The organism is Oxalicibacterium solurbis (assembly GCF_014635845.1).
In the GTDB taxonomy this organism is placed as follows: Bacteria; Pseudomonadota; Gammaproteobacteria; order Burkholderiales; family Burkholderiaceae_D; genus Oxalicibacterium; species Oxalicibacterium solurbis.
On sequence record NZ_BMDP01000004.1, the window covers coordinates 181,818 to 197,544 of the forward strand.

Sequence of the window (15,727 nt, forward strand, 5' to 3'; positions counted from 1 at the left end):
GATGCCTTGAACTCAAAGCGGCTGATTCCAGGATGCCGTTTCGGTGCGCAGTGATTTCGGGTGTGGCGCTTGCGTTTGCCGTCGCGCATTCAAATTTCGCGAATACTGTCCAGCGGCCAACGCGGCTTGACGTTGAATGCGTAATCCTTCTTCGCCGCGTTCGGATTGATCTGCAAGCGCATTGCGCCGGCGAAGGCGATCATCGCGCCGTTGTCGGTGCAGAATTCCAGTTCCGGATAGTAGACGCGGAATTTGCGTTTGACTGCTGCCGCATTCAATGACTCGCGCAACTGCCGGTTTGCGCCGACGCCGCCGGCGATCACCAGTTTCTTCAATCCAGTCTGCTTCAAGGCGTTGACGCATTTTGCCGTCAGCACGTCGACGAGCGCATCGACGAAGGCGCGCGCGATATTGGCCTTGTCCTGTTCGCAGATGTTGGCCGGATGATTCTTCACCAGCGTCAGCACCGCCGTCTTCAGGCCTGAAAAGCTGAAATCCAGATTCCCCGAATGCAGCATCGGGCGCGGCAATTTATATGCGGCCGGATCTCCGAATTCGGCCATGCGCGAGATTGCCGGGCCGCCCGGATAACCGAGGCCGAGCAGCTTGGCGGATTTGTCAAAGGCTTCGCCGGCGGCATCGTCCAGCGTTTCTCCCAGCAATTCATATTGGCCGACGCCATCGACGCGCATCAGTTGCGTGTGGCCGCCGGATACCAGCAGCGCGACGAACGGGAATTCCGGCGGATCGCTGGCCAGCAGCGGCGACAGCAGATGGCCTTCCAGGTGGTGTACGCCGAGCACGGGTTTGTCGAGCGCGAGGCCAAGGCCGCAGGCGACCGATGCGCCGACCAGCAGTGCGCCGGCCAGGCCGGGGCCTTGCGTGTAGGCGATCGCATCGATGTCGCCGCGCGCGATGCTGCTATCGGTCAGCACTTTTTCCAGTAATGGGATTGCGCGGCGGATGTGGTCGCGCGATGCCAGTTCCGGCACCACGCCGCCGTATTCCTCGTGCATGCGCACTTGCGAGTGCAGCGCGTGCGCGCGCAGCCCGTGTTGCGTGTCATACAACGCGAGTCCTGTTTCGTCGCAGGAGGATTCGATACCGAGAACGAGCATGGGAAAGCCGGGGCGGGAAGTTGATGCAAAGTTGGCGTGGTTCTTGCGTGGATTGTAGCCTATTCCCCGTTTTTCATTGTCGCATTGCACCGCCGTACACCGCCCATGACGCGCCCAGAACAGACCGATTCTTCACTTGCCGGCCGCAGACAAGCATTGTCGGATGCGCGTTCCGACCGGCGTTCGCTGCGCATTCTCATCGTCAATACGCTGGCGGACAACGAGGCGGACGACATAGCACTGGAGCGCGATGGCCGCGCACGCGCATTGCGCATCGGCCTGCTCGAAGCCGGCTACAACATCGTCGCCGTCTTTCCGGCCGACATGCATCTGCCGGACCGTATCGCGCAGTTGCAACCGGACATGGTCATCATCGATGCCGAATCCGATGCGCGCGACGTGCTGGAGCATGTCGTGATGGCGACGCACGAAGCGCCGCGCCCCATCGTGTTGTTTACCGAAGACCAGGACCGTTCCAGCATGGAGGCGGCGATGGCGGCCGGCGTGTCGGCCTATATCGTGGCCGGCCTGTCGTCCGAGCGCGTCAAGCCGGTGCTGGATGTGGCGCTGGCACGTTTCAATGCCGACCAGAAGCTGCGTAATGAATTGTCCGATACCAAGCTGAAGCTGGCCGAGCGCAAGACGATCGAACGTGCAAAAGGGCTGTTGATGGAGCGGCACGGCATTGCCGAAGACGAGGCTTACGGCAGGCTGCGCAGCCTGGCGATGGACAAGAATCTGAAGCTGTCGGAACTGGCGCAACGCATCCTCGATGCGGCGGATCTGCTGGGCTGACGCTGCCGCCGCTTGTTGTTCGGGTGCGCACCAAATGCATGCGTTGCACGAAAAAGGGGATGCGCGGGAGCGTTGAGCGGACAGGGGCGTTGCAGTATAGTCAACTAGTCCGCCTGCAAGGCGCCTTCCTTTTTCATCAGGGTGCAAGACCATGAAAACTTCCGCGTTTCTGTCCGCCGATCAAAACGGGCGTATGCCTGCCAGCCGTGAAGCCGCCGGCCAGGAAATGGCACGGACCTCATTCATCGATCATCGCGCTGCGACAACGGCGCAAAGAAGATTGGCAGAAAAAGCCGATGCCAGCGAAGGTGCGATGCGGCAGCACGCGCTGCAAAAAATGGCGAATGCCGCGCAGCGGGCAGGCAGGGACGAGGAGGAAGAAGAAAAGCCGGCGCAGGGGAAATTCGCACGGCCGGCACAGCGCCAGGCCGCAGCAGGCATGGGAAGCGGTGGTCTGCCGCCGCAACTGAAGTCCGGCATCGAAGCCTTGTCCGGCATGTCGATGGATGATGTGCGCGTGCATTACAACTCGTCGCAGCCGGCGCAGTTGAATGCGCTGGCCTATGCACAGGGGCGGGATATCCATGTCGGGCCGGGGCAGGAACAGCATCTGCCGCATGAGGCATGGCATGTCGTGCAGCAGGCGCAGGGCCGCGTGCAGCCGACCATGCAGATGAAGGATGGCGTGCCGGTCAACGACGATCACACGCTGGAAGAAGAAGCCGATCGCATGGGCGCGCAGGCGATGCAGATGCGGGTGGCGGGTGCAGCAACGCCGATGGCATCGGCAAGCGGCCGGCCCGTCGCGCAATTCTTTCTTCCTCCCCACGGCATGGCGGATACGAAGGGATATTACAAGGCGCAAGGCAATGCAAAGAATACCGCCTATGGCAGCGGCCGTCCGGCGGATTTCAGTACGAAGTTCAAGGCGAACATGGTGGAGCACGAATGGGGCGGCTCCTATAACAAGGAAACCGACATGTGGCATGTGACGACGCATGGCGATTCGCAGGTCGTGCTGCCGACAAATGCCATCCAGATCGATCACGTGGTGCCGTGGAATACGATCGAGACCGAACTGCAGAAGAATCCGTCCACTGTTTACACACCGGGCTATCTTGCGACGTTGAAGACCAATGGATATGTCGTCCCGAATGGCTCGAAATACACGATGTTTGCCGCGCGCATGTATTACCACGACGTCGGCAATCTGGTGCCGATGGCCGGTTCTGAGAATGCATCGAAGGGGGCGACACATGGTGGCGGCGGTGCCGATCTGGAAACCGCCTGGATGAATCGTGCGGCGCGTAGCACCGGGGTGCACCATCAAATGGTGCAGACGGCGTTCCGCGAGCTGGTCAATTGGCAGGGCGATGCCCCGGCTGTGCAGGAATTGCTGGACAAGTTCGATGAGGTGGATGACGTGATCATTGAAGCAGAAGAGTTTTTCCAGGGATACTGAACCACATTCGAAAAACTGGCATATGAATTGCTAGTACTGAAAAGGCTGCTAATGACGGCACCAAAATGATGAATCGCCCCGGTTAACGAAGATCGAGGCATCAGGACAAAGGCGTCCGCATCGCACGCGCAATCCGCGCGTGGCGATGCGGACGCTTTTTTTATCTCGATTTTTATCTATCCGCAAATGAGCTATCAGGAGAAAACATGACGGCGAAAGACGACAACATCGATACCACGCGACGCACCATCATCAAGGCGGCAGCGGCGGCGACTGCATTCGGCGGACTGGCGACCAGGGGCGTATGGGCCGCCGGTTCGGACAAGCCAGAAAAGACGGAAGTGAAGATCGGCTTCATTCCGCTGACCGACTGCGCATCCGTCGTGATGGCATCGGTGATGGGCTTCGACAAGAAGTACGGCATCAAGATCACGCCGAGCAAGGAATCCTCGTGGGCAGGCGTGCGCGACAAGATCATCAACGGCGAACTCGATGCGGCCCATGTGCTGTATGGCCTGGTCTACGGCGTGCATGCCGGCATCGGCGGTGCAAAGAAGGACATGGCCGTGCTGATGAGCATCAACAACAACGGCCAGGCGATTTCGCTGTCGCGGCAACTGGCCGATGCCGGTGCGATCGACGGCGCTTCGCTGGCGAAGTACATGCATGCCAACAAGCGCGATTACACGTTCGCGCAGACCTTCCCGACCGGCACGCACGCGATGTGGCTGTACTACTGGCTGGCGGCCTACGGCATCAATCCGATGAAGGATGCCAAGATGATCACCGTGCCGCCACCGCAGATGGTGGCCAACATGCGCATCGGCAACATGGACGGCTGCTGCGTCGGTGAACCGTGGAATGCGCGCGCCATCATGGACGGCGTCGGCATCACGGCGGTGACGTCGCAGGATATCTGGAAGGATCATCCGGAGAAAGTGCTGGGCACCACGTCCGACTGGGTGGCGAAATATCCGAATACGGCGCGCGCGATGACGGCCGCCGTGCTGGAAGCCAGCCGCTGGATCGACGCTTCTCTGTCGAACAAGAGCAAGATGGCCGAGACGATCGCCGCCAAGTCCTACGTGAATACCTCGGTCGACGTGATCGCGCCGCGCATCCTCGGTCGCTATGCGAACGGCCTCGGCAAGACCTGGGACGACCCGAACTACATGAAGTTCTTCAACGACGGCGCGGTCAATTTCCCGTACCTGTCCGACGGCATGTGGTTCCTGACGCAGCACAAGCGCTGGGGGCTGGTCAAGGAAGATCCGGATTATCTGGGCATCGCCAAATCGGTCAACCGCATCGATCTGTACAAGGATGCGGCGGCGATGGCGAAGGTCAGCGTGCCGAAGGAAGTCATGCGCACGTCCAAGCTGATCGACGGCTCGGTCTGGGATGGCAAGAATCCGAAAGCCTACGCGGCATCGTTCAAGGTTCGTGCATAGGAGGATGTGATGAGCGCAATCATGCAAAGCATCGACAAGCCGGCTGCCAAGGCCGCTGCAGCAACGACGGCAGGCGCAGCGACTGCGACGAGTGCGACAGGCGCGCAGGCTGCCGCGATACCTGCGCAGCAGAAACAGCAGCAACAGGAGGCGGCAAAAGCCGGCAGTGCGAACGGAAAATCGGGCGGACGATTTTCCGTGCGTGCACTGGCGCGGGCGGCGGTGCCGCCGGTGTTGGGCGTGCTGTTCCTGTGCCTGGTGTGGGAAATCGTCTCGTACAAGAACAACGGCATCCCGTCACCGATGACGACGCTGAAGGCGGCCGCCGAACTGTTCGCCGATCCGTTCTACAGCAACGGGCCGAACGACCAGGGCATAGGCTGGAACGTGCTGGCGTCGCTGCAACGCGTCGCAATCGGCTTCGGCATGGCGGCGCTGGTCGGCATTCCGCTCGGCTTCATGATCGGCCGCTTCAAGTTCCTGTCCGGCATGTTCAACCCGATCATCAGCCTGCTGAAGCCGGTGTCGCCGCTGGCATGGCTGCCGATCGGCCTGCTGGTGTTCAAGGCGGCCGATCCTGCAGCGATCTGGGCGATCTTCATTTGCTCGATCTGGCCGATGATCATCAACACTGCGATCGGCGTGCAGCGCGTGCCGCAGGATTACATGAACGTCGCGCGCGTGCTGAATCTGTCGGAGTGGAAGGTCATCACCAGGATCCTGTTTCCTTCCGTGCTGCCGTACATGCTGACCGGCGTTCGCCTTGCGATCGGTACCGCATGGCTGGTGATCGTCGCGGCGGAAATGCTGACCGGCGGCGTCGGCATCGGCTTCTGGGTATGGGACGAATGGAACAACCTGAACGTGGCGCACATCATCATTGCGATCGTCATCATCGGCGTGGTCGGTCTGGTGCTCGAACAGTTGCTGGTCGGGCTGGCGAAAGCCTTCACCTATGAAGATGTGAAGAACTAAGCATAAAGAACCGAGTGTGAAGAACTGACCGGATCAAGAAAAAAGGAAACCATCATGGAAGCGCTCAACAGCAAGTTCATCGAAATCCAGCAGGCGGAGATGACCTTTCACACGAAGAAAGGCGTCTTCAACGCGCTGCGCGACATCAACCTGACGGTCGGCAAGGGCGAATTCATTTCGCTGATCGGCCACTCCGGCTGCGGCAAGTCGACATTGCTGAACCTGATCGCAGGGCTGACGCAAGCGACGAATGGCGCATTACTGTGCGCCAACCGCGAAATCGCCGGACCGTCGCCGGAACGTGCGGTCGTGTTCCAGAACCATTCGCTGCTGCCGTGGCTGACCTGCTACGAGAACGTCTATCTCGCCGTCGAACGCGTGTTCGGCGCGACCGAAAGCAGGGCGAAGCTGAAGGAGCGCACCAAGGCGGCACTGGCGCTGGTCGGCCTGTCGCACGCGGAGCAGAAGCGGCCGAACGAAATTTCCGGCGGCATGAAGCAGCGCGTCGGCATTGCGCGCGCGCTGTCGATTGAGCCGAAGGTGCTGCTGATGGACGAACCGTTCGGCGCACTCGATGCATTGACGCGCGCGCATCTGCAGGACGAGTTGCTGAAGATCGTCGCCACCACCGGCTCGACCACGATCATGGTCACGCACGACGTCGACGAAGCGGTGTTGCTGTCGGATCGTATCGTGATGCTGACCAACGGACCGTCGGCGACGATAGGCGAAATCCTGGACGTCGATCTGCCGCGCCCGCGCGAACGCGTGGCGCTGGCGCAGGATGCGAAGTATTCGGCCTGTCGCACGGCGGTGCTGGAATTCCTGTATCACCGCCAAGTGCATCCGGCAAAGGCGGCATAAGGAAACCGTGTCTGCCGATCGGCGTCGTGGCTTATCGCACGATCAGCAGATACAGCAGCAGGACGTTGAGAACGATGGAGATGGCAGCGACGGCGCGCCACAACGACAGCGGATTGCGTTCCACCAGCGGCTTCGGTGCCGGTGCGGCGAGCGGACGCGTGGCACCGCGTTCGAGCGCGAGCAGGAATTCCTCGGCCGTCTCGAAGCGATCAACCGGATCGCGGGCGACGGCTTTCAGCAACACGTTCTCCAGCCATTGCGGCAGGTCGGGGCGATAGCGGCCGGGCATGACCGGTTCGCCGAAGCGCGGCGTCTGGAACGGTTCGATCTCGCCGTACGGATAGTGGCGAGTCAATAGCAGGTACAGCGTGACGCCGGCCGCATAGAGATCGGTCTGCCGTGACGGCGGTGCGCCGGCGAACTGTTCGGGCGCGAGGAAGGAAGGTGTGCCGGCGCGCGGCGCGTGCACGTCGATGGCGTCGGCATGCATTTCATCCAGACCGGATTGCGCGACACCCAGATCGAGCAGGCGCAGTTCACCGTCACTGCCGAGATGGATATTGGCCGGCTTGATGTCGCGATGGACGATGCTGCGCCTGTGCAATGCGCCGACCGCGCGCACCAGTTTCGTGCCGTGCGCCAGTGCATCGGGCACCGTGAAGTGTTCGCCGACGTCGAGATGCTGTTGCAGCGTGCTGCCGTCGTGCCAGGTCGTCAGGTAATACAGGTAATTTTTCTGTTCCGGCGTGATGACTTGCGGGAAGAAGCGGGCGACGACGCGTTTTGCCAGCCATTCTTCGTGGGCGAACGCGGAACGTTCGTGTTCGTCGCCGGCGCGATCGGGGTGCAGGGTTTTCAGCACCAGCCTGCGCGGCGGGTTGTTGCCGTGCGGCGGTTCGGTCACGCGATAGAGCAGCGTGGTGGCCGATGCATGGATTTGTTCTTCCACCGTGTAGCCGTCGATGATCTGGCCGGGTTTTAACCTGGGCGGCACCGGCAGCTGTTGCGAGCCGGACAATGCATCGCGCAGGTCGGTTTCCGGCAAGGTATCGACACGGATCGCCAGCGCGCTGACATTGTCGTGCGTGCCGGCGGCCAGCGCCGCATCGATCAGCGCATCGGCGGTTTCATCCGCGGTGCGCTTGCGCGCAGCCAGTTCATGCAATTGCGCGGCGAGTGCGGTTTCGCCGATGGCAGTCCAGACACCATCGGTCGCCAGCAGGAAGACGTCGCCCGCGCGCAGTTCGCCCATGCCGTGATCGACGGCGAGTTGCGAATCGAGGCCGATGGCGCGCGTCAGCACGTGCTGCATCTCGGGGCGATCCCACACATGATCGGTGGTCAGCCGCGTCAGTTTGCCGTCGCGCAGCAGATACAGGCGCGAATCGCCGGCGTGCGCGAAGTAGTAGAAACGGCCGCGCAACACGATGCAGGTCAGCGTGGTTGCCATGCCGGCCAGTTCGGCGCGGATCGAACCCTGATGCTGCACCCAACTGTTGATCGATTTCAGCACGCGATCCAGCGCTTGCGTGACGGGCCAGGTGTCGGACGTGGCGTAATAGTCGGACAGCAGGCCGCGCACCGTGTATTCGGAAGCTTCGCGGCCGCCGTCGTTGCCGGAGACGCCGTCGGCGATCGCCGCGATCACGCCCTTGCCGGAAAGCTCGGGTTCGCCGGGCAGCACCATGCCGACGAAATCTTCGTTGGAAGGGCGCTGGCCGGCGCGTGTGGCGTGGCCGGCATTCAGGGTCAGTTGCATGGCGGTGGAAGACGCTGCATGAAGAAGATCAGATCTTCGCGCTCGTCATCGCGGCGCTGCCCCATGTCGTGCGCCAGCGGTTCTTCACGAAAGTCAGGCCCAGCAATGCGACGATTGCCAGTGCGGCAAAGACGATCAATCCGCCCTGATAGCTGCCGGTCAGCTGTTTCGAATAGCCGAGGCTGGACGCCAGATAGAAACCGCCGATGCCGCCTGCCATGCCGACCAGGCCGGTCATCACGCCGATTTCCTTGCGGAAGCGTTGCGGCACCAGTTGAAACACTGCGCCGTTGCCGGTGCCGAGCGACAGCATCGCCAGCACGAATACCAGAGCCGCCAGCGTGGCCGACGGCAGGCCGACGCTGGCGATCAGCAGGAAGCCGGCTGCCAGCATGTACATGATCGATAGTGTCTTGATACCGCCGATGCGATCGGCCAGACGTCCGCCGAACGGCCGCACCATCGAGCCGGCGAACACGCAGGCGGCGGTGAAGTAGCCGGCCGTCACCGGCGACAGTCCGTACTGGCCGTTGAAATAGATCGTCAGCGACGACGCCAGTCCGGAGAAGCCGCCGAAGGTGACGCTATAGAAGAACATGAACCACCATGCATCGCGATCCTTCAGCACCTGCAGATAGGCGACCAGCGATTTCGGTGGCGGCGCGGACGGCGCGTCCTTCGCAAAGATCAGATAGACCGCGAACGCGATGCCGAGCGGGATCAGGCACAGGCCGAATACGTCCTGCCAGCCGAACGCAAGCGCCAGCGACGGTGCGAACAGCGCAGCCAGTGCGGTACCGGAATTGCCGGCGCCGGCGATGCCCAGCGCCATGCCCTGATGTTCCGGCGGATACCAGCGCGATGCCAATGGCAGTGCGACGGAAAACGCCGCGCCCGCCACGCCGAGGATGATGCCCAGCACCAGCATCGAATGGTAGTGATGCAGATCGCCGAGCCACGCCCACAGCATGCCGGCCATCACGATCAGCTGGCCGATTGCGCCGGCCTTCTTCGGCTGCAGGTGATCGACCAGCACGCCCATCACGATGCGCAGCAATGCACCGGCCAGCAACGGCGTTGCCACCATCAATCCTTTCTGTGCCGGCGTCAGGCCGATGTCGGCGGCGATCTGCACCGCCAGCGGGCCGAGGATGACCCAGACCATGAAGCTGAGATCGAAATAGAAGAAGGCGGAAAGCAGCGTCGGCGTATGGCCTGCTTTCCAGAATGATGACTTTTGCATATGCGCTCGCATGAGTGGAATGGATGACGGCGCTGAATATGCAATTGCTATGCCATTTATATGAGGCCGGTTTGGAAAGCGGTTTGGCGGATGTGGAACAAGAAAGGGCAGCGCGGCGCACCAAATTTTCTGGTGCTGCACCTGTTGGGTGCAATGTTTGTACAGGGCGGGGTGCAAGTCGGGTGCAAGCCGGATACGAATGGAGCGGATTTGCGGACGTCTTGGTGCATCGCGATGCGGATGGTGCAAGGGCGCATCGCAAACGGTGCGAATCGGTACAAAACAGCGAAAAACAGAACTGGCATCTGTTTTGCTTATTTAGATTCGGGAACAACTCTTCTGTGAGATGCAGCAATGAAAAAAATGAAACTGGTCATGGTCGGCAACGGGATGGCGGGCGTACGCACGCTGGAGGAATTGCTGAAGCTGGCGCCCGATCTGTATGACATCACCGTGTTCGGCGCCGAGCCGTATGCCAACTACAACCGCATCCTGCTGTCGCCGGTGCTGGCCGGCGAGCAGACGATCCAGGACATCATGCTGAACGATGTCGATTGGTATAAAGAGAACGGCATCACGCTGCATCTCGGCAAGAAGATCGCGACGATCGATCGCGTCAAGCGTGTCGTGATCGCCGACGACGGCACGATGGCCGAATACGATCGCCTGCTGCTGGCGACCGGTTCCAACCCCTTCATGCTGCCGGTGCCGGGCAAGGATCTGGACGGCGTGATCGGCTATCGCGACATCTACGACACCAACGCGATGATCGAGGCGGCGACCAAATACAGGCACGCGGTCGTCATCGGCGGCGGCCTGCTGGGCCTGGAAGCTGCCAACGGTTTGAAACTGCGCGGCATGGACGTCGCCGTCGTGCATCTGCCGGACACATTGATGGAACGCCAGCTCGATCCGACCGCCGGCAGGATGCTGCAAAAGTCGCTGGAAGACCGTGGCCTGGCTTTCCTGCTCGGCAAGAACACGCAGGAACTGGTCGGCGACGACAGTGGCCGCGTGAAGGCAATCCGCTTTGCCGACGGCAGCGAGATCCCGGCCGATCTGGTCGTGATGGCGGTCGGCATCCGCCCGAATACCGTGCTGGCCGAATCGGCCGGCATTCATTGCAGCCGCGGCATCGTCGTCAACGACACGATGCAGACCTTCGATCCGCGCATCTATGCGGTCGGCGAATGCGTCAACCATCGCGGCACCGCCTACGGCCTGGTCGCGCCGCTGTTCGAGATGGCGAAGGTGTGCGCGAACCATCTGGCGAATTTCGGCATCGGCCGCTATCAGGGTTCGGTGACGTCGACCAAACTGAAAGTCACCGGCATCGATCTGTTCTCGGCCGGCGATTTTCTCGGCGGCGAAGGTACCGAGGAAATCATGCTGTCCGATCCGATCGGCGGCGTCTACAAGAAGCTGGTGCTACGCGACAACAAGCTGGTCGGCGCCTGCCTGTACGGCGATACGGTGGACGGCAGCTGGTATTTCAACATGCTGCGCGAAGGCAAGGACATCGGCGAGATTCGTGATGCGCTGATGTTCGGCGAGGCGAATCTGAGCCGTCCGGGCGATACCGGCCACGAAGGCTTCAGCAAGGCCGCCGCGATGCCGGATACGGCCGAAGTCTGCGGCTGCAACGGCGTGTGCAAGGGCACGATCGTCAAGGCGATCAAGGAAAAAGGCCTGTTCACCATCGAGGACGTGCGCAAGCATACGAAGGCGTCCGCTTCCTGCGGTTCGTGCACCGGCCTGGTTGAACAGATCATCATGGCGACCGCCGGCGGCGACTATTCGGCGTCCAGCAAGGTCAAGCCGATGTGCGGCTGTACCGATCACACGCACCAGGAAGTGCGCGATGCGATCAAGGCCAACAAGCTGCTGACGGTGGCCGACACGATGAAGTTCATGGAATGGCGCACGCCGAACGGCTGCTCCAGCTGCCGGCCGGCGATCAACTACTACCTGATCTCGACCTGGCCGAAGGAGGCGATCGACGATCCGCAATCGCGCTTCATCAACGAGCGCGCGCACGCCAACATCCAGAAGGACGGCACCTTCTCGGTGATCCCGCGCATGTGGGGCGGCGAAACGAATGCGAGCGAACTGCGCCGCATTGCCGACGTCGTCGACAAGTACCAGATCCCGACCGTGAAGGTGACCGGCGGCCAGCGCATCGATTTGCTGGGCGTGAAGAAGGAAGACCTGCGCGACGTCTGGCACGACCTCGGCATGCCGGCCGGCCTCGGTTACGCGAAGGGCTTGCGCACGGTGAAGACTTGCGTCGGTTCGGAATGGTGCCGTTTCGGCACGCAGGATTCGACGCGCATGGGGCAGGAGCTGGAACGCCAGCTGGCGCTGATGTACACGCCGCACAAGACCAAGCTGGCGGTATCGGGCTGTCCGCGCAACTGCGCCGAGGCCGGCATCAAGGACGTCGGCGTGATCGGTGTCGATTCGGGATGGGAGCTGTATGTCGGCGGCAACGGCGGCATCAAGACCGAAGTCGCGCAATTCTTCGTCAAGGTGAAGACGCACGAGGAAGTGCTGGAGTACACCGGCGCCTTCCTGCAGCTGTATCGCGAGGAAGGCTGGTACCTGGAACGAACCGTGCATTACCTGGCACGCGTCGGACTCGATTACGTGAAGAAGCAGGTGATCGACGATGCGGAGAACCGCAAGGCGCTGTATGAACGTCTGCTGTTTGCGCTCGATGGCGAGGTCGATCCGTGGCATGAATCCGAAAAGGCGCATGTCGATACCCGCCAGTTCACGCCGCTGTCGGTCTGAGCGCGAATGCATTGATGCACCGAACGCACCGAACGTACCAAAGGCAACAATAAGGAATACAGAAAATGTCGAATCAATGGAAAGTCATCTGCCGCGTCGAGGATATCCCGGTGCTGGGTTCGCGCGTCGTCAACCGCGCCGGCAAGCCGAATGTCGCGATCTTCCGCAATAGCGAGAACAAGGTGTTCGCACTGCTGGATAAATGCCCGCACAAGGGCGGTCCGCTGTCGCAGGGCATTGTGTTCGGCGAACGCGTGGCGTGCCCGCTGCACAACTGGAATATCGAGTTGCAGTCGGGTTGTGCGCTGGCGCCGGACGAAGGCTGCACGCAGAAATTCGCCGTCAAGGTCGAGAACGGGGATGTGTCGCTGGATCTCTCTGAACTGAACGCGCCGGAGGAAGCGGCGAAAGGACTTGCCGCAGCATGAACGACGTGACGGCTCCTGCCGCGCTGAAGGAAAGCAAGGCGACCTGCTGCTATTGCGGTGTCGGCTGCGGCGTCATTGTGCAGACCGACGGCGCGCAAGTCGTCGGCGTGCGCGGCGATCCCGATCACCCCGCGAACTTCGGGCGGCTATGCACCAAGGGCAGCACGCTGCATTTGACTGCGCGCGATGCGTTGCAGCAGCAGGCGCGTGCATTGCATCCCGAAATCCGCGTCGTGCGCGAGATGGAGCGCGAGCGGACCAGTTGGGATACCACGCTGGATTTTCTCGCGAAGAAATTCGCCGACACGATCGCTGCGCACGGGCCGGACAGCGTCGGCTTCTATATCTCCGGCCAGTTGCTGACCGAGGATTATTACGTCTTCAACAAGCTGGCCAAGGGCCTGATCGGCACCAACAACATCGATACCAATTCGCGACTGTGCATGTCGAGTGCGGTAGCGGGTTACAAGCAGACGCTGGGCGCCGATGCGCCGCCGGCCTGCTATGAAGATATCGAGCAGGCCGACGTCGTTTTCATCGTCGGCTCCAATATGGCGTACGCGCATCCCATCCTGTACCGCCGGCTGGAAGCGGCACGCAAGGCGCGGCCGCAGATGAAGGTGATCGTCGCCGATCCGCGCCGCACCGATACCGCGCGTGATGCCGATCTGTTCCTGCCCATCCTGCCGGGTACCGATGTCGCGCTCTTCAACGGCATGCTGCATATCTGCCTGTGGGAAGACCTGATCGATCCGGCATACATCGATGCGCATACCGAAGGCTTCGCCGAACTGAAGCGGACGGTGCGCGACTACACGCCGAAGTTTGTCGCCGACACCTGCGGCATCAGCGAGGAAGACCTCGTTACCGCCGCGCGCTGGTTCGGCGAATCGAAGGCGGCGTTGTCGCTGTACTGCCAGGGGTTGAACCAGTCGTCGGCCGGCACCGCGAAGAATGCGGCGCTGATCAACCTGCATCTGGCGACGCACCAGATTGGCAAACCGGGTGCCGGGCCGTTCTCGCTGACCGGCCAGCCGAACGCGATGGGCGGGCGCGAGGTTGGCGGCATGGCGACGCTGCTGTCGGCGCATCGAGACATCGGCAATCGCGCACATCGCGCCGAAGTGGCGAAGCTGTGGGACATAACCGACGTGCCGGCGGCACCGGGCAAGAGCGCGGTTGAAATGTTCGAGGCGCTGCGCGACGGTGACATCAGGATCATCTGGATCGTCTGCACGAATCCGGCGCAATCGATGCCGGAACAGAAGATGATCCGCGAAGCCTTGAAGAAGGCCGAACTGGTGGTCGTGCAGGAAGCGTATCGCACGACGGCGACCTGCGATTTTGCCGACGTGCTGCTGCCGGCGACGACGTGGAGCGAGAAGGAAGGCACGGTCACCAATTCCGAGCGTCGCATCACGCGTTTCAAGCCGGTTCTGAACAAGCCGGGCGAGACGCTGCACGATTGGGAAATCGGCGTGCGCTTCGCCCATCGTCTCGAAACGTTATGGAAACGCGAACGCACGCTGTTTCCGTACGACGATGTGGAATCCGTCTGGAACGAACATCGCGAATCGACACGTGGTCGCGATCTGGACATCACCGGCCTGTCGTACGCGATTCTCGAACAGCAGGGGCCGCAGCAATGGCCGTATCCACAGGGTGCGCAGGCCGGCCGGCAACGCCTGTACGAAGACGGTATTTTCGCGACCGCATCGGGCCGTGCAAAATTCGTCAACACGGTTTACCAGCCGGTCGCCGAAAAAGTCGATGCGCGTTTCCCCTTCCATCTGACGACCGGCCGCCTGCGCGATCAGTGGCATGGCATGAGCCGCACCGGCACCGTCGCGCAACTGTTTTCGCATGCGCCGGAACCGGCGGTCGTATTGTCGAAGATCGACATGGAGCGACGCTTGTTGAAGGACGGCGATCTGGTGCATGTGACCAGCAAGCGCGGCTCGCAGATTCTGCCGGCCGTCGTTGGTGACGACATGCGTGCCGGACAGGCTTTCATCGGCATGCACTGGGGCGAGGAATACGTATCGGGCCGCGGCAATGGCGACGGCACCTTCGGCGTCAACGCATTGACGACGCCGGCCTACGATCCCAGTTCCAAGCAGCCGGAGCTGAAGCATGCGGCGGTCAAGATACTGAAGGCGGAACTGCCGTGGCGCATGGTCGTGTTCGGCTGGGTGGAAGAATCGCGGCTGTTGACCTTGCAGTCAGAGTTGCGGCCGCTGATGCGCAAGTTCGCGTACGCATCGTGCACGCTGTTCGGCCGTGACAAGGTCGGCGTGCTGTTTCGCGTGGCGGACGATTACGCGGCCGAGAAAAGCCTGGTCGACGATATCGAAGCGCGCTTCGGCATCGCCGGTGCGCAGGTGCTGCGTTACGACGATCACCGGCGCGGCAACGGGCGCCATATCCTGATCGGCGACGGCAAGCTGCAGGCGGTGTCGCTGTCCGGCGATCTGTCTGCCGAGCACTGGCTGAAGCAGTATCTGGAAGCGGAGCAACCGGTCGCGAAACTGGGTCGCCTGCTGCTGATGCCGACGGCCAGTCCGCCTCAGGGTTTCAAGTCGCGCGGCCGCATCGTCTGCAATTGCCTGAACGTATCGGAAACCGAGATCGTCGATGCGCTGGCGTCGCATTCCGGCGGCGATGCGTTGGGCATGCTGCAGCAGAAGCTGAAGTGCGGCACCAATTGCGGTTCCTGCGTGTCGGAACTGAAGAAGCTGGTTGCACAGCAGCCGCTGCAGGCGAAGGCCGCCTGATGGCGGCGTCGCCTGTGGTTGTGCCGGCATGGCGTGAACGTGTGAGCAACAGGCCACGCTTTCGG

General features: G+C 61.8%; 12 protein-coding genes. 9 read left to right on the top strand and 3 right to left on the bottom strand.

Annotation, left to right across the window (positions count from 1 at the left end):
• Positions 1 to 89 precede the first annotated feature (89 nt).
• Positions 90 to 1,118, bottom strand: coding sequence for a tRNA (adenosine(37)-N6)-threonylcarbamoyltransferase complex transferase subunit TsaD (tsaD, locus tag IEV40_RS13770; protein WP_188422654.1), 1,029 nt, complete (start codon positions 1,116 to 1,118; stop codon positions 90 to 92).
• Positions 1,119 to 1,223: 105 nt separating this feature from the next.
• On the opposite strand from tsaD, the gene IEV40_RS13775 reads away from it, so the two are divergent.
• The 5 genes from IEV40_RS13775 to IEV40_RS13795 all read left to right on the top strand — a co-directional run bounded on the left by IEV40_RS13775 (position 1,224) and on the right by IEV40_RS13795 (position 6,665).
• Positions 1,224 to 1,913 (top strand): ANTAR domain-containing response regulator, encoded by a 690-nt coding sequence (locus IEV40_RS13775; RefSeq protein ID WP_188422655.1) that lies wholly within the window; start codon positions 1,224 to 1,226, stop codon positions 1,911 to 1,913.
• Positions 1,914 to 2,064: 151 nt separating this feature from the next.
• Positions 2,065 to 3,375, top strand: coding sequence for an eCIS core domain-containing protein (locus IEV40_RS13780; protein WP_229724140.1), 1,311 nt, complete (start codon positions 2,065 to 2,067; stop codon positions 3,373 to 3,375).
• A 206-nt stretch (positions 3,376 to 3,581) separates the two neighbouring features.
• On the top strand, positions 3,582 to 4,826 hold the full coding sequence (locus tag IEV40_RS13785) for a CmpA/NrtA family ABC transporter substrate-binding protein (protein WP_188422656.1): 1,245 nt from the start codon (positions 3,582 to 3,584) through the stop codon (positions 4,824 to 4,826).
• 9 nt (positions 4,827 to 4,835) lie between these two features.
• The gene (gene ntrB / locus IEV40_RS13790) at positions 4,836 to 5,801 is read left to right on the top strand and encodes a nitrate ABC transporter permease (RefSeq protein WP_188422657.1); all 966 of its coding nucleotides are present in this window, start codon (positions 4,836 to 4,838) and stop codon (positions 5,799 to 5,801) included.
• A 54-nt stretch (positions 5,802 to 5,855) separates the two neighbouring features.
• On the top strand, positions 5,856 to 6,665 hold the full coding sequence (locus tag IEV40_RS13795; protein WP_188422658.1) for an ABC transporter ATP-binding protein: 810 nt from the start codon (positions 5,856 to 5,858) through the stop codon (positions 6,663 to 6,665).
• A 31-nt stretch (positions 6,666 to 6,696) separates the two neighbouring features.
• On the opposite strand, the gene IEV40_RS13800 is transcribed toward IEV40_RS13795, so the two are convergent.
• Together IEV40_RS13800 and IEV40_RS13805 are read right to left on the bottom strand one after the other, a co-directional pair.
• Entirely contained in the window at positions 6,697 to 8,424 is a 1,728-nt protein-coding gene (locus IEV40_RS13800) for a bifunctional protein-serine/threonine kinase/phosphatase (protein WP_188422659.1), read from the bottom strand.
• Between the two features lie 28 nt (positions 8,425 to 8,452).
• Positions 8,453 to 9,667: a nitrate/nitrite transporter gene (locus IEV40_RS13805; protein ID WP_188422660.1), complete on the bottom strand. Its 1,215-nt coding sequence runs from the start codon at positions 9,665 to 9,667 to the stop codon at positions 8,453 to 8,455.
• A 90-nt stretch (positions 9,668 to 9,757) separates the two neighbouring features.
• Between IEV40_RS13805 and IEV40_RS13810 the strand changes: the two genes are divergently transcribed.
• From IEV40_RS13810 to IEV40_RS13825, 4 genes are all read left to right on the top strand, one after another.
• Positions 9,758 to 10,012, top strand: coding sequence for a hypothetical protein (locus tag IEV40_RS13810; RefSeq protein WP_188422661.1), 255 nt, complete (start codon positions 9,758 to 9,760; stop codon positions 10,010 to 10,012).
• A 9-nt stretch (positions 10,013 to 10,021) separates the two neighbouring features.
• Positions 10,022 to 12,460 (top strand): nitrite reductase large subunit NirB, encoded by a 2,439-nt coding sequence (nirB, locus tag IEV40_RS13815; protein ID WP_188422662.1) that lies wholly within the window; start codon positions 10,022 to 10,024, stop codon positions 12,458 to 12,460.
• 65 nt (positions 12,461 to 12,525) lie between these two features.
• Entirely contained in the window at positions 12,526 to 12,888 is a 363-nt protein-coding gene (nirD, locus tag IEV40_RS13820) for a nitrite reductase small subunit NirD (protein WP_188422663.1), read from the top strand.
• Complete coding sequence (locus IEV40_RS13825; RefSeq protein ID WP_229724142.1) at positions 12,885 to 15,662, top strand: nitrate reductase; 2,778 nt, start codon at positions 12,885 to 12,887, stop codon at positions 15,660 to 15,662. The genes nirD and IEV40_RS13825 overlap by 4 nt, the downstream gene beginning before the upstream one ends.
• Positions 15,663 to 15,727: the final 65 nt, after the last annotated feature.